The 12,454-nt window shown below is 69.3% G+C and carries 13 protein-coding genes; 10 read left to right on the top strand and 3 right to left on the bottom strand.

The genetic code is table 11. From position 1 onward, the window contains the following. The first annotated feature begins 50 nt into the window (after positions 1 to 50). The 6 genes from ACWF0M_RS35635 to ACWF0M_RS35610 all read left to right on the top strand — a co-directional run bounded on the left by ACWF0M_RS35635 (position 51) and on the right by ACWF0M_RS35610 (position 5,680). Positions 51 to 1,037, top strand: coding sequence for a carbohydrate ABC transporter permease (locus ACWF0M_RS35635; RefSeq protein WP_452240166.1), 987 nt, complete (start codon positions 51 to 53; stop codon positions 1,035 to 1,037). Next, the gene (locus tag ACWF0M_RS35630; RefSeq protein WP_452240165.1) at positions 1,034 to 1,921 is read left to right on the top strand and encodes a carbohydrate ABC transporter permease; all 888 of its coding nucleotides are present in this window, start codon (positions 1,034 to 1,036) and stop codon (positions 1,919 to 1,921) included. The genes ACWF0M_RS35635 and ACWF0M_RS35630 overlap by 4 nt, the downstream gene beginning before the upstream one ends. After that, positions 1,918 to 3,384: a mannitol dehydrogenase family protein gene (locus tag ACWF0M_RS35625; protein ID WP_452240164.1), complete on the top strand. Its 1,467-nt coding sequence runs from the start codon at positions 1,918 to 1,920 to the stop codon at positions 3,382 to 3,384. Before ACWF0M_RS35630 ends, ACWF0M_RS35625 begins: the two co-directional genes overlap by 4 nt. A gap of 9 nt (positions 3,385 to 3,393) precedes the next feature. Further along, complete coding sequence (gene xylB / locus ACWF0M_RS35620) at positions 3,394 to 4,842, top strand: xylulokinase (RefSeq protein WP_452240163.1); 1,449 nt, start codon at positions 3,394 to 3,396, stop codon at positions 4,840 to 4,842. Between the two features lie 70 nt (positions 4,843 to 4,912). Next, on the top strand, positions 4,913 to 5,170 hold the full coding sequence (locus ACWF0M_RS35615) for an aldo/keto reductase (RefSeq protein WP_452240162.1): 258 nt from the start codon (positions 4,913 to 4,915) through the stop codon (positions 5,168 to 5,170). Positions 5,171 to 5,191: 21 nt separating this feature from the next. Next, positions 5,192 to 5,680 carry a YkvA family protein gene (locus ACWF0M_RS35610; protein ID WP_452240161.1) on the top strand — a complete coding sequence of 163 codons (489 nt, stop codon included), beginning with the start codon at positions 5,192 to 5,194 and terminating at the stop codon, positions 5,678 to 5,680. 328 nt (positions 5,681 to 6,008) lie between these two features. On the opposite strand, the gene ACWF0M_RS35605 is transcribed toward ACWF0M_RS35610, so the two are convergent. Both ACWF0M_RS35605 and ACWF0M_RS35600 read right to left on the bottom strand, forming a co-directional pair. Continuing rightward, positions 6,009 to 6,266, bottom strand: a complete 258-nt coding sequence (locus tag ACWF0M_RS35605) for a hypothetical protein (RefSeq protein WP_452240160.1) — start codon at positions 6,264 to 6,266, stop codon at positions 6,009 to 6,011. Then, positions 6,263 to 7,006, bottom strand: a complete 744-nt coding sequence (locus ACWF0M_RS35600; RefSeq protein WP_452240159.1) for a sulfite exporter TauE/SafE family protein — start codon at positions 7,004 to 7,006, stop codon at positions 6,263 to 6,265. The genes ACWF0M_RS35605 and ACWF0M_RS35600 overlap by 4 nt, the downstream gene beginning before the upstream one ends. Before the next feature lie 82 nt (positions 7,007 to 7,088). On the opposite strand from ACWF0M_RS35600, the gene ACWF0M_RS35595 reads away from it, so the two are divergent. The 3 genes from ACWF0M_RS35595 to pepN are packed head-to-tail and all read left to right on the top strand — an operon-like array spanning position 7,089 to position 10,861. Then, positions 7,089 to 8,015, top strand: coding sequence for a LysR family transcriptional regulator (locus ACWF0M_RS35595; protein ID WP_452240158.1), 927 nt, complete (start codon positions 7,089 to 7,091; stop codon positions 8,013 to 8,015). 10 nt (positions 8,016 to 8,025) lie between these two features. Continuing rightward, entirely contained in the window at positions 8,026 to 8,403 is a 378-nt protein-coding gene (locus ACWF0M_RS35590; protein WP_452240157.1) for a hypothetical protein, read from the top strand. 10 nt (positions 8,404 to 8,413) lie between these two features. Continuing rightward, positions 8,414 to 10,861, top strand: coding sequence for an aminopeptidase N (pepN, locus tag ACWF0M_RS35585; RefSeq protein ID WP_452240156.1), 2,448 nt, complete (start codon positions 8,414 to 8,416; stop codon positions 10,859 to 10,861). On the opposite strand, the gene ACWF0M_RS35580 is transcribed toward pepN, so the two are convergent. Next, the gene (locus ACWF0M_RS35580; protein WP_452240155.1) at positions 10,848 to 11,387 is read right to left on the bottom strand and encodes an RNA polymerase sigma factor; all 540 of its coding nucleotides are present in this window, start codon (positions 11,385 to 11,387) and stop codon (positions 10,848 to 10,850) included. The two genes, pepN and ACWF0M_RS35580, sit on opposite strands and share 14 nt — an antisense overlap. Before the next feature lie 41 nt (positions 11,388 to 11,428). Here ACWF0M_RS35580 and ACWF0M_RS35575 point away from each other — a divergent pair, with 41 nt between their 5' ends. Further along, positions 11,429 to 12,439, top strand: coding sequence for a serine/threonine-protein kinase (locus tag ACWF0M_RS35575; RefSeq protein WP_452240154.1), 1,011 nt, complete (start codon positions 11,429 to 11,431; stop codon positions 12,437 to 12,439). Positions 12,440 to 12,454 lie beyond the last annotated feature (15 nt).

Genomic DNA, 12,454 nt, shown 5'->3' with positions numbered 1-12,454 from the left:
GCCCCCGCCCGGGACCCGGTCACGCCCGAGGTCCCGCACCTGGAGGAACCATGACTGCTCTTGCGCCCGCGCCCGCGTCCACGCTCCCGACGCGGATGACCGAGACCCGCAGTGCGAGCGAGAGGTGGCGCCGGCGCGGACCGCTGCTGCCCGCGCTGATCTTCACCGTTGTCATCACCCAGATCCCCTTCCTGGTCACGATCGTGGTGTCCCTGCTGCATTGGAACATCCTCCAGCCCGGCGACCGGAACTTCGTGGGGCTGGGGCGGTACCAGTCGTTCGCCGCACTGGGGAACTACGGCACCGTCTTCACCGACTCACGGCTGCGGACCGCCGTGCTCAACACCGTCGTACTGACCGCCTCGGTGGTGGTCATCAGTGTGCTGATCGGGTTGGGCCTGGCGATCCTGCTGGACAAGCGGTTCCCGGGCCGCGGCTTGGCCCGGACGCTGTTGATCGCGCCGTTCCTGGTGATGCCGGTGGCGTCGGCGCTGCTGTGGAAGCACGCGCTGTACAACCCCGACTACGGCCTGTTCAACGGTGTCCTCAACTGGATCTGGCAGCTGTTCGGCGCCGAGAGCGGTCCGACGATCGACTACGTGTCGAGCATGCCGATGCCGTCCGTCGTCGCCGCGCTGGTGTGGCAGTGGACGCCGTTCATGATGCTGATCCTGCTGGCGGGGCTGCAGTCGCAGCCCAATGACGTGCTGGAGGCGGCCAAGATCGACCGGGCCGGCTCGTTCCAGACGTTCCGGTTCATCACCCTGCCGCACCTGCGGCAGTACATCGAACTGTCGTCGCTGCTCGGCTCGATCTACGTCGTCCAGACGTTCGACGCGATCTTCACGATCACCCAGGGTGGGCCCGGCGCCGCGACGACCAACCTTCCGTACGAGATCTACCTGACCATGTTCCGCAAGTACGAGTACGGCGAGGCCGCGGCCGCCGGCGTGGTGGTTGTCATCGGCACCATCATCGTCGCGACGTTCGCCCTCCGGACCATCTCGTCGCTCTTCAAGGAGGAGATCTCCCGATGACCACGACCGTGGACCGACCGCAGACAGCACCGGCGACCAGTCACCGGGGGCGCCGGCGCACGCGTCAGGACGGGTCGAAGGCGGGGTTCTCGTGGTGGGCGCTGGGTACCTGGATCGTCACGCTCTTCTTCTTCGCGCCGGTCGCCTGGATGGTACTCACCTCGCTGCACAAGGAAGCCGACGCCGCGACCAATCCGCCGTCGGTGTTCGCACCGATCACGTTCTCCAACTACGGCGACCTGTTCAACCGTGACATCGCGCCGTACCTGATCAACTCGGCGACCGCCAGTATCGTGTCGACACTGCTGGTGCTGGTGCTCGCCGTTCCCGCGGCGTACGCGCTGTCGATCAAGCCGGTCGAGAAGTGGACCGACGTGATGTTCTTCTTCCTGTCGACCAAGTTCCTGCCGCCGATCGCGGCGTTGCTGCCGATCTACCTGATCGTGAAGGACCTCGGGCTGCTCGACAACGTGTTCACCCTCGTCATCTTGTATACGTCGATGAATCTGCCGATCGCCGTCTGGATGATGCGATCGTTCCTGGCCGAGGTGCCGATCGAGGTCCTCGAGGCCGCGCAGGTGGACGGCGCCGGATTCGTCCGTACGCTGGTCTCCATCATCGCGCCCATCACCACGCCGGGGCTGGCGGCGACCAGCCTGATCTGCTTCATCTTCAGCTGGAACGAGTTCATGTTCGCGGTCAACCTGACCGCGGTCGTGGCCTCGACCGCGCCGATCTTCCTGGTCGGGTTCATCTCCAGCCAGGGCCTGTTCCTCGCCAAGCTGTGTGCGGCCGCGACGCTCGTTTCGCTCCCGGTTCTGATCGCCGGCTTCGCGGCGCAGGACAAGCTGGTTCGCGGCCTGTCGCTGGGGGCGGTCAAATGACGGCACTGTCGGCCGGCTCGTTGGATGCTCTGGGCAACGACGTCGCCGTACCCGGCTACGACCGTACGGCGGTGACGCCGGGGATCGTGCACTTCGGGGTCGGCGGGTTCCACCGGGCGCATCAGGCGATGTACCTGGACCGGCTGATGAACGAGGGGAAAGCGCTGGACTGGGGGATCGTCGGCGTCGGTGTGCTGCCGCACGATCGGCGGATGGCCGACGTCATGGCCGCCCAGGACACGTTGTACACGCTGGTGATCAAGTATCCGGACGGGACGCTCGAGCCCCGGGTGATCGGGTCGATCATCGGCTACCTGTTCGCGCCGGACGATCCGAACGCCGTGCTGGCTCGGATGGTCGACCCGGCGACGCGGATCGTGTCCCTGACGATCACCGAGGGCGGGTACCACGTGAACCAGGTGACGGGGGAGCTCGACGCCTCGGATCCGTCGCTGGCCGCGGACCTCGAGCCGGGCGCGACACCGGGGAGCGCGTTCGGGTTCATCGTCGAGGCGTTGCGCCGGCGGCGTGAGGCCGGCGTACCGCCGTTCACCGTGATGTCGTGCGACAACATCCCGGGCAACGGGCACGTCGCGCGGAAGATGCTGGCGGCGTTCGCGCGGCTCAAGGATCCGGAGCTCGCCGAGTTTCTGGAGACCGAGGTGCGGTTCCCGAACTGCATGGTCGACCGGATCACGCCGGTCACCGCGGATGCCGACCGGGAGGCGTTGTCCGAGCGGTTCGGGGTCGAGGACGGCTGGCCGGTGGTGTGCGAGCCGTTCACGCAGTGGGTGCTCGAGGACGACTTCGGTGGCGAGCGCCCGCCGTACGAGGAGGTCGGCGTCCAGATCGTCGAGGACGTCGAGCCGTACGAGTTCATGAAGCTGCGGCTGCTGAACGCCTCGCATCAGGCGTTGTGCTACCTCGGGTACCTGGACGGGTACCGGTACGCGCACGAGGTCTGCCAGGACAAGCTGTACGTCGACTTCCTGCTCGGCTACATGGACCACGAAGGTACGCCGACGTTGCCGCCGGTGCCCGGGGTCGATCTGGACCGCTACAAGCACCAGCTGATCGAGCGGTTCGCGAATCCCGAAGTACGGGACACGCTGGCGCGGTTGTGTGCGGAGAGTTCGGACCGGATCCCGAAGTGGCTGCTGCCGGTGGTGCGTGAGCAGCTCGCGGCCGGGCGGGAGATCAAGCGGTCGGTGCTCGTGGTCGCGTCCTGGGCGCGGTACGCCGAGGGCGTCGACGAGCAGGGCGAACCGATCGAGGTCGTCGACCGGCTGCGCGACATGCTGGTCGAGCGCGCGCAGCACAACCGCGAGGATCCGCTGGTGTTCATCTCGGATCCGGACCTGTTCGGGGACCTGGCGTCGGACGAGCGTTTCGTCACGCCGTACAAGGCCGCCCTGAAGTCGCTCCACGAGATCGGCGCCCGCGCCACCCTCGAAGCCCTCTAGTGTTGGGGTATGACTGAGCTGAAGTTGGTCGCCGGGGTGGACTGCTCCACCCAGGCGACCAAAGTTCTGGTGTGCGACGCCGAGACCGGAGCGGTCGTTCGCGAGGGCCGGGCGCCGCACCCGGACGCCACCCAGGTGGATCCGGCCGAGTGGTGGAAGGCGTGGGAGATCGCGTCCGACGGGCTGCTCGACGGTGTCCAGGCGGTCGCGATCGGCGGTCAGCAGCACGGGATGGTGCTGCTGGACGACTCTGGTGAGGTCGTCCACCCCGCCGTCCTCTGGAACGACACCAGCTCCGCGGACGCCACCACCGAACTCATCGCCGAACTAGGCGGCGCCCAGGCCTGGGCCGACGCAGTCGGCTCCGTCCCCGTACCGTCCTTCACCGTCACCAAACTGCGCTGGCTGAGAGACGAAGCCGCGGGCGAGGCAAGTGCGGTGCGGCGGGAGGCTGCGCGGCGGGCCGCGGCGGTCGTGCTGCCGCACGACTGGATGACGCATCGGCTGGCTGCTGACCGTTCGGCGATCGATGGGATCACCACCGATCGTGGGGATGCGTCGGGGACCGGGTGGTGGTCGCCGGCGACCAACAGCTACCGGCCCGACCTGGTCGAGCTCGCCTTCGGTCGGCAACTTGCTCTGCCCCGCGTCGCCGGACCGGCTGAGATCGTCGGGCAGACCTCCTTCGGCGCGGCGATCGCGGCAGGCACGGGCGACAACGCCGCTGCCGCGCTCGGCCTCGACCTCCAGCCCGGCGACGTCGCCGTCTCGCTCGGGACCAGCGGTACGGCGTTCGCGCGCTCGGCGCACCCGACTGCGGACCCGACCGGCCTGGTGGCCGGCTTCGCGGACGCCACCGGCGAGTATCTGCCGCTCGTCTGCACGCTGAACGCAGCCCGCGTCATGTCCGCGACCGCGCAGATGCTCGGCCTCGAACTGTCCGCCTTCGACGAGGCTGCGATCACCTCACCCGGCAGCGACGGCCTGGTTCTGCTCCCGTTCCTGGACGGCGAACGTACGCCGGACCTCCCGCACTCCACCGGCCTCGTCTACGGCCTCACCCGCGCGACCATGCAGCCCGCGACGATGGCCCGCGCCGCGGTCGAGGGCCTGCTCTGCGGTCTCGCCGACGCCGTCGACGCGCTCCGCGACCAGGGCCTGCCGGTTCACCGCGTCCTGCTCCTCGGCGGCGGCGCCCGCTCCCGCGCCGTACAGGCTCTCGCCCCGGCCCTCCTCGGCGCCGAGGTCGTCCTCCCCGAGCCGGCCGAGTACGTCGCCCTGGGCGCCGCCCGCCAAGCCGCCTGGGCCCTCTCCGGCACCGCCACCCCACCCACCTGGCATATCCCCCTCGGCAAACCCGAGCCCGCCATCACCGTCGACGCCCCCACCATCCGCGCCAACTACGAACACGTCCTCACCAACACCCGTACGCTCCTCTCCCACCCGTACAACCACTAAGTCAGGCGCCGGCGTTCAGGAGGGCTTCGCCGGTGGTGGTTCGGGAGTACAGCACCACGCAGCCGGCGCGGTGGGAGGTCACGAGGCCTGCGGTGCGATCGCGCACGGTGAGCACGCCGGCTCCGAGCTCCTCGGCATGATCGCCGCCGAGGTAGCGGCGACCGCCGCGCAACTGTCGCTGGCCTGGCTCCTGCACCGGTCACCGGTGATGGTGCCGATCCCCGGTACGAGCTCGATCCGGCATCTCGAGGAGAACGTTGCGGCAGCCGGGCTCGAACCGACCCTGGAGCAGCTGGCTCGCCTCGCTGCGTTGAGCCCGGTGGGCTGAAACGCCCTCTACAGTGGGTGAATGGTGTACTTCGGTGGGCTGCTCGGAGTGATCGGGCTGCTGACGTTGCTGTTCCGGGACGGTGACGTTGCCGGGTTGCCTGCCGTAGCGGCCGGGATCGGGTTGCTCGTGATCGGTGCCGGGGTCGGGGCGCTCGGCGTGGTGCGCCGGCGGGTGGTCCGGCGACGGAAGATCGCCAACGGTGAGCCGGTGCCGGTCGGGAACGTGATCGACCGCGCGAAGGCGCTGCCCCGGCTGCTCCGCGACGTACGCCGGGGCACGTACGCCGACCTGCCGAAGAGCCGCACGTTCCTCTGGCTGCTGGCGCTCGTCTACCTGATCTCGCCGATCGACATCCTCCCGGACCTGCTGCCGGTCATTGGCGTCACCGACGACGCGGGAGTCGTGGTCTGGCTGCTCACGAGCGTATCGACCGCAGCCGGCCTGTACCTGCGCCGCGAGCGCGAACAGCTCCACGGGCCGCCCAGCGGGCGTCGCGCCAACCCCTAACGTCCTGCGTCCGAATTCGCAGCGTAACTCCCAGTGACCCGCCCGCACCCCTTCTTTGAGAACCCACCAACCATTTCGACCCCGCCGAAATGGTTGGTGGGTTCCCAAAGACGGAGCCTGCGGTCGATTGGGGACCACCGATAGCAGGTTGTGCGGCGCCCGGGTCGGACCTCGCGCTCCGACTGGGGAGCACCACTGTCCGATTCGGGTAGGTAGGACTCCCCAAACCGGTTTGGGGCCGGACGGCGGCCCGAACCGGTTTGGGGAGGGATGGCGGGCGTCCACCCGACTCCGGACATATCGCACGAATCTCCGGCGCGGGATATAACTACGCGCGCCGCCGTACCCAGTCTGCGAGGTCCTCGGCGGCCTCCTCGGGATGCTCGTAGGCGAAGAGCTGCAGAGGATCTTCAGGCACCTCGCACGACCCGAGACGGTTGGCGGCGGCAACCAGTTGCTCGGCCGCCGCGAGCACCCGGGCTGCTTGCGCCGCGGCCTCCGCGGGATCTTCCAGCTCGACCGCCGCGGCTGCCAAGTCCGCGACTTCGCAGGCCTGGTAGGCCATCGCGAGTTGTGCGGGTTTCATCCGAACGCCCGCACGAAGAACAGCCCGGTCATCAGGACGGCCGTGGTGAGCACCAGCCCGCGCAGCATCCTCGGCGGCAGTCGCCGGACGAGGTGCGCCCCGGCGTACCCGCCGATCACCGCACCCGCGAGCAGCGCGACCAGATGCAAGGGCTGCGAGAGTACGTCGGCTGCGAACACGAAGATCGCCCCCGCGGTCAGGTAGACGGCCGCGACCTGGATGACCCGCAGCGGGTTCCCGCGCGCCGGGTCGAGGGTGGTCGTCGCGGTCCAGAACGCGAGCATCATCAGCCCGACCGCGCCGCCGAAGTACCCGCCGTAGATCGCGAGCAGGAACTGCCCGCCCAGGATCACCGCCGGCCCCGGCCGCCCGAGCCGCAGCGCCGCCGCGAGCCGCTTGCCGAAGGCCAGGACAACGGTTGCGAACGCCAGCAACCACGGGACCGCCGCGTCAAACGATGCTGAGGGCAACAACAGCAGAAGCCCCGCGCCGATCGCCCCGCCGAGCACACTCGCCAGCGTCACCCAGCCGATCGACGGCTCAGGCGGGCTCTCGATCTCGCGGCGGTAGACCCACGCGCTGGTCGCGTTCCCGGGGAGCAGGGCGACGGTCGAGGTTGCGTTCGCGGTGACCGGCGGCATACCGGCGGCAACCAGGGCGGCGAGTGCCACGAAGCTCCCGCCACCGCCGACGGCGTTCAGCGCGCCGGCCGCGACACCGGCCAGGAGGATCAGCAGCACCCTTCGAGGATCCGGGTTCGGCGGGCACTCCACAATGCGCGATCCCCGTAGCCAGCTTTAGTCTGAGCCGTAGGCTGATCCCATGCGGTACGACCTCGACGATCTCCGGCTCTTCACCCACGTCGCTGCCGAGGGCTCGATCACCGGCGGCGCGCGCGTGATGCACCTCAGTCTGCCTTCGGCGAGCGCGCGGGTCAGAGCGCTCGAAGCGCAGGCCGGCGTACCCCTCCTGATCCGCGAGCGTCGCGGTGTCCGGCTGACCCCGGCCGGCGCGACCTTGGCCCGGCACGCCCGCGAGGTGCTCGCCGAGACGACCCGGTTGGACAGCGCGGTCGCGTCGTACGCCGTCTCGCGATCAGCGCCGATCCGCCTGGTCGCCGGCGGCTCCGCGATGCACCAGCTCGTCCCGGCCGCCCTCGCCACGTTCCTCCGCGACCATCCGGAGTACGACGTGAACGTGAGCGAGCGCCGGACGATCCGCAGCGTCCGCCTGCTCGCGGCCGGTGAGGCGGACCTCGGCGTGATCCTCGACGACGAGCCGACCCAGTTGCGGACCGAACCGCTGGCCGACGACTCGCTGGTCGTGATCGGCCAGGCCGGCGGCATCCTCTCCGGACGGGCCTCGATCGCGTACGCCGAGGTTGCCGAGCATCCCCTCGTCGGCCTCGTCCCGAACTCGCCGCTCAGCCAGTGGATGGACGATCGCCTCGGACCGCACGCACCGGCCCCGCGGTACCGCACCGTCGTACCCACCCTGCACGCGCTAATCACCCTGGCCACCGCTGGCGCCGGTCTCGCGATCGTTCCCCGTCGAGCTGTCGACGCCAGCACTGCCGTGGAGATCTGTCCGCTCCAGGACTCCTGGTCCACCCGCCACCACTTGCTCTGCTACGCCGCGAACGCGCCCGAGCCCGCCCACCTCCTCGCGACCCACCTGCACGCGGCCGCCTCCGGGCCGGATGCCGCGGACAAGGTACTGCGGTTCTTCCAGCCGGATCCCGTCGACTAGCGTTTCGGGTATGACCGCGGACGAGGCGATTCCCCTGCAGGCGTTCGGTGCGTTGCTGCACAGCCAGAACATCGGCATGGTGTGCCGGGCGTTGAACATGTACCAGGTGGCCGCGGCGTACACGCAGGTCAGTGGCGGTAACCCGCTCGAACCGATGGCCGACGAGGTACGACGGGTCGCGCGGGAAATCCTGTCCCGTCCGCCCGTCGAGGCAGGCGCGGACGTTCCGGCCGGCTTCGATCATGTCAGCGCACTGAATGTGTTGACCGTTCTGGCCGAGCCGGAAGACGCCGAGCTGATCACCAACGTGCTGGAGAGCACGACGGACGACCAGATCCGGGCCGTCGCAACCCTGGCAGCCACCACCGCTCGCACCCACCCGGGATAGCGTTCTGTTCATGCGTGCGTTGACAGTTGAAGAGGCCCGGCAACGGGCGACAGACCTGAGCCTGCGGTCGTACGAGGTCGCGTTCGACCTGACCGGTGACGGGGACACGTTCGTCACGACCAGCCGAATCCGGTTCGGGGCGGCCAGCGCCACGAGCTGGGTGGACGTGAAGCCCGAGCGGCTGATCAGCGTCGAGCTCAACGGCCAGACTCTCGACGTCGGCGCGCTCGACGGCGGCCGCTTCCCGCTGACCGACCTGCAGGCCGAGAACGACCTCGTGGTCACCGCGGAGCTGAAGTACGCCGTCGACGGCGAAGGCCTGCAGCGATCCGTCGACGCCGCGGACGGCCGCGTCTACACGTACGGAATGTCGTCCCTGGAGTCCGCGCCGCGGTACTTCCCCTGCTTCGATCAGCCCGACCTCAAGGCGCCGTACACGGTCACCGTGAAGTGCCCCGAGGACTGGATCGTCCTCGGTAACGGCGCGGCCACCCGGAGCGCGCCAGGGGAGTGGACGCTCGCCGAGACCAAGCCACTGTCGACGTACTTCGTCACGCTGGTCGCCGGCCCGTACCACCAGATCCGCACCGAGTACGACGGGATTCCGCTCGGACTCGCCTGCCGGCAGTCGCTCAAAGAACACCTGGAGCGCGACGCCGAGGACCTGTTCCGGACCACCCGCGACGCATTCGACGCGTACCACCGGATGTTCCGCGCGCGGTACCCGTTCGGCGAGTACTGGCAGGTGTTCGCCCCGGACTTCAACCTCGGCGCGATGGAGAACCCGGGCTGCGTCACGATCTCCGACGATCTCGTGTTCCGCGGGCCGGTGACCGACGCGGAACGCAGTACCCGCTCGCGGATCCTGGTGCACGAGATGGCGCACATGTGGTTCGGCGACCTGGTCACGATGAAGTGGTGGAACGACATGTGGCTGAACGAGTCGTTCGCCGAATACATGGCGCACCGCGTGGCAGAGGAATCGACCAGCTACCGCGGCAACTGGGTCGACTTCGCGTTCGTCCGCAAATGGTGGGGGCTGCAGACCGATCAGAGCAGCTCGACGCACCCGGTCGCGCCGGACAGCCTGAAGGACGCGCGGCAGTCGCTCGACGACTTCGACGGGATCTCGTACGCGAAGGGCGCGGCGGTCCTCAAACAACTCGCGAAGTACCTCGGTGACGACGTGTTCCTCAAGGGCGTGAACGCGCATCTGGAGGCACACGAGTACGGGAACGCGGACCTGCACGAGTTCATCGCCAAGCTCACCGAGGCCGGCGCGCGGGACCTCGATACTTGGTCGGACCAATGGTTGCGAACGTCCGGCGTGGACACAATCACTGCTGAGCGGACCGGCGCCGGGGTCGTGCTGCACCGGAGTAGTCCGGACGAGTCCCGCCGCCTGCACAAGTTGAGCGTCGGGGTGTACGACGTGAACGGATCCGCTGCGGTGGTGGATGCGGTGATCACCCAGGACTCGGTAGAGGTTGCGTTGGGCAACGATTCCGGCGTGATCGTGCCGGATGCCGGCGATGACACGTGGGCCAAGATCCGGCTGGATTCGACCAGCCTCGCCAACCTGCCGACGGTGCTGCCCACGATCACGGACGGCACCACGCGGGCGGTGATCTGGAACTCGATCCGGGACGCGGTCGCCGATGCCGAGCTCGACCCGCGGCAGGCGCTGGAACTCTTCACGGCCGCGCTCCCGCACGAGGACAGCGACGTCGCCGTCGGCTCACTGGTCCGCTGGCTCGAGGAACGGGTCCTCGGCGGCTACCTGGAGTACGACGAGGCGCGCGGACCGGTCGCCGACGCCCTGGGTAGCAAGCTCGCCACGACCGCGCCGGGCAGCAGCCTTCAACTGGTGACGGCTCGCGGCCTGATCTCGACCACGAACGATGTCGCGTTGCTGCAGTCGTGGCTCGACGGTTCGGCGGTACCCGACGGTCTCGAGATCGACGCGGACCTGCGGTGGGTGCTGGTGTTGCGGCTCGTTCGGCTCGGGGAGTTCGGCGCGGCCGAGATCGACGCCGAGCTGGATCGGGACAAGTCGACCGAGGGCGTGATCCAGGCATCCCGGTGCCGGGCCGCGCTGCCGGACGGCAAGGAAGCGGCCTGGGCGCGGATCATGACGGACCCGTCGGTCGGCGTACAGGAGCTGCTGGCCGCAGCGGACGGTTTCTGGCATCCGGGGCAGGCGGCGATCACCGCGCCGTACGTCCAGCGGTTCTTCACCGACATCCCGCCGACCGCTGACATCCGGGCCGGCATGGTGGTCGGCCTGACCGCGGCACGGATCGCACCGCGGTACGCGATCGACGCGAGCCTGGTCGAGCCGGCCGAGGCGCTGGTCGCGGATGGGTCTGTGAACTCGGGGATCCGGCGGAAGACGGCCAACTTCCTCGACGACCTCCGTCGAGCGCTGGCGATCCGCCGCACATTCAGCGGACGGTGAGGCGTTCCGCGACGGCCTTCCGGGCCTGGTGGATCCGGGCCTTGACGGTGCCGAGCGGGACGTCCAGTTCGTCGGCGATCTCGGCGTACGACAGCGCGCCGAGATCGCGCAGCACGAGCGGCTGGACGAGCTGCGGGTGGCTGGACTCGAGCGCCTCCAGGGCCTCGAGCAGGTCGAGGCGGGAGCCGGCGATGACCGAGGTGGTGCGCGGATCGACCGACTCCGGCAGCACCTCGGCGGACTGCTCGACCGCTCGGCGCTTCAGCGACCGGTAGGTCTGCCGGGCCTGGTTGGTGGCCACGATCGTCACCCAGCCCGCGAAACTACCGGTGCCCTTGAAGGTGTGCACCTTGTTCGCGACCTGCAGCAGGGTGTCCTGGACCGCCTCCTCGGCGTCCTCCCGGTACGGCAGGAACTTGGCCACCCGCCGCTGCACCTGCGGCCGAATGGCCTGAAGAAGTTGTGGAATCACCGTTTGGTCCCCAGAAGCCGCCCGGGCCGCGAGTTCTTCCAGCTCTTCGGTCATGCTCCCCCTTTTGAGCTTGGTTGTGGTCGACAATAGCCGGGATGGATGTCATCGGGCGGTACCGGTTACGGGACAAGATCGGCGCGGGTGCGTTCGCGACCGTCTGGCGGGGGTACGACGACGACCTGGACGTCGACGTGGCCGTCAAGGTTCTCGCGGACAACTGGGCGTCGCGCGCCGACGTCCGCGAACGCTTCCTGTCCGAGGCCCGGCTGATGCGGCGGATCTCCAGCGACCGCGTGGTGCGGGTGTTCGACCTCGGCAAGCTCCCGGACGGGCGTCCGTACTTCGTGATGGACTACGTCGGCGGCGGCACGCTGGGCGACGTACTGCGGCAAGGGCCGCTCGACCCGGTGGACGCGCTCTGGTGGGGCGCGGATCTGGCGCGCGCGGTGGCCGCTCTGCACAGCGAGGGCGTGGTGCACCGCGACGTCACCCCGGCGAACCTGCTGCTGCGGCAGGGCGACGAGGTCGGCGGCGGAACGCACCGGATCGTGCTCGCCGACCTCGGGCTGGCGAAACGTGCCGCGGAGGCTTCCGGGCTCACGCAGGCGGTCGGTACGCCGTCGTACATGGCTCCTGAGCAGGGTCGTGGCGACGGAGGGTTCGACGAGCGCGCGGACATCTACGCGGTCGGCGCTGTCACGTACGCGCTCGTCACCGGGCATCCGCCGTACTCGGCCGGCTCGATCGGCGACGTACTGAACCGGGACCCCGACCTGGCACCGCCGAGTCTGCGCTCGGTGCTGCACGACTCGGTCGGGCAGCTCGACGACGTCTTCGCGCGGGCGCTGGCGTACCGCGTGCCCGACCGCTGGGAGCGCGCGGACACGCTCGCCGAACGCCTCGAGGCGGAGGCGTACCGGCTCGAACAGGAAGCCCCGCTGCGGGCAGTCGAGCGCACCGCGATCACCGACGAGGACCTCGACACGACCGTCGCGACCGATCCACCGGTACGGCGACGGCGTCGGAGGCGCGCGTGGTTCCTGCTGGCCCTGCCCGTGGTGTTCGTTGCAGCGGGCGTCGGCGGATGGTTCCTCTTCGGGCGATGACTGCATAGAGTAGTC

The sequence above is a fragment of the Kribbella sp. NPDC055110 genome, from assembly GCF_053607525.1.
The sequence above is the reverse complement of the archived record's forward strand: the minus strand, read 5'-3'. Positions and strand labels throughout refer to the sequence as shown.

What these genes read in the sequence shown, in the direction of transcription:
- ACWF0M_RS35630 (WP_452240165.1), top strand. Translation starts at nt 1,034, where the DNA reads ATGACCACGACCGTGGACCGACCGCAGACAGCACCGGCGACCAGTCAC.
- ACWF0M_RS35595 (WP_452240158.1), top strand. Translation starts at nt 7,089, where the DNA reads ATGCGGTACGACCTCGACGATCTCCGGCTCTTCACCCACGTCGCTGCC.
- ACWF0M_RS35580 (WP_452240155.1), bottom strand. Translation starts at nt 11,387, where the DNA reads ATGACCGAAGAGCTGGAAGAACTCGCGGCCCGGGCGGCTTCTGGGGAC.
- ACWF0M_RS35605 (WP_452240160.1), bottom strand. Translation starts at nt 6,266, where the DNA reads ATGAAACCCGCACAACTCGCGATGGCCTACCAGGCCTGCGAAGTCGCG.
- pepN (WP_452240156.1), top strand. Translation starts at nt 8,414, where the DNA reads ATGCGTGCGTTGACAGTTGAAGAGGCCCGGCAACGGGCGACAGACCTG.
- ACWF0M_RS35625 (WP_452240164.1), top strand. Translation starts at nt 1,918, where the DNA reads ATGACGGCACTGTCGGCCGGCTCGTTGGATGCTCTGGGCAACGACGTC.
- ACWF0M_RS35590 (WP_452240157.1), top strand. Translation starts at nt 8,026, where the DNA reads ATGACCGCGGACGAGGCGATTCCCCTGCAGGCGTTCGGTGCGTTGCTG.
- xylB (WP_452240163.1), top strand. Translation starts at nt 3,394, where the DNA reads ATGACTGAGCTGAAGTTGGTCGCCGGGGTGGACTGCTCCACCCAGGCG.
- ACWF0M_RS35610 (WP_452240161.1), top strand. Translation starts at nt 5,192, where the DNA reads ATGGTGTACTTCGGTGGGCTGCTCGGAGTGATCGGGCTGCTGACGTTG.
- ACWF0M_RS35635 (WP_452240166.1), top strand. Translation starts at nt 51, where the DNA reads ATGACTGCTCTTGCGCCCGCGCCCGCGTCCACGCTCCCGACGCGGATG.
- ACWF0M_RS35575 (WP_452240154.1), top strand. Translation starts at nt 11,429, where the DNA reads ATGGATGTCATCGGGCGGTACCGGTTACGGGACAAGATCGGCGCGGGT.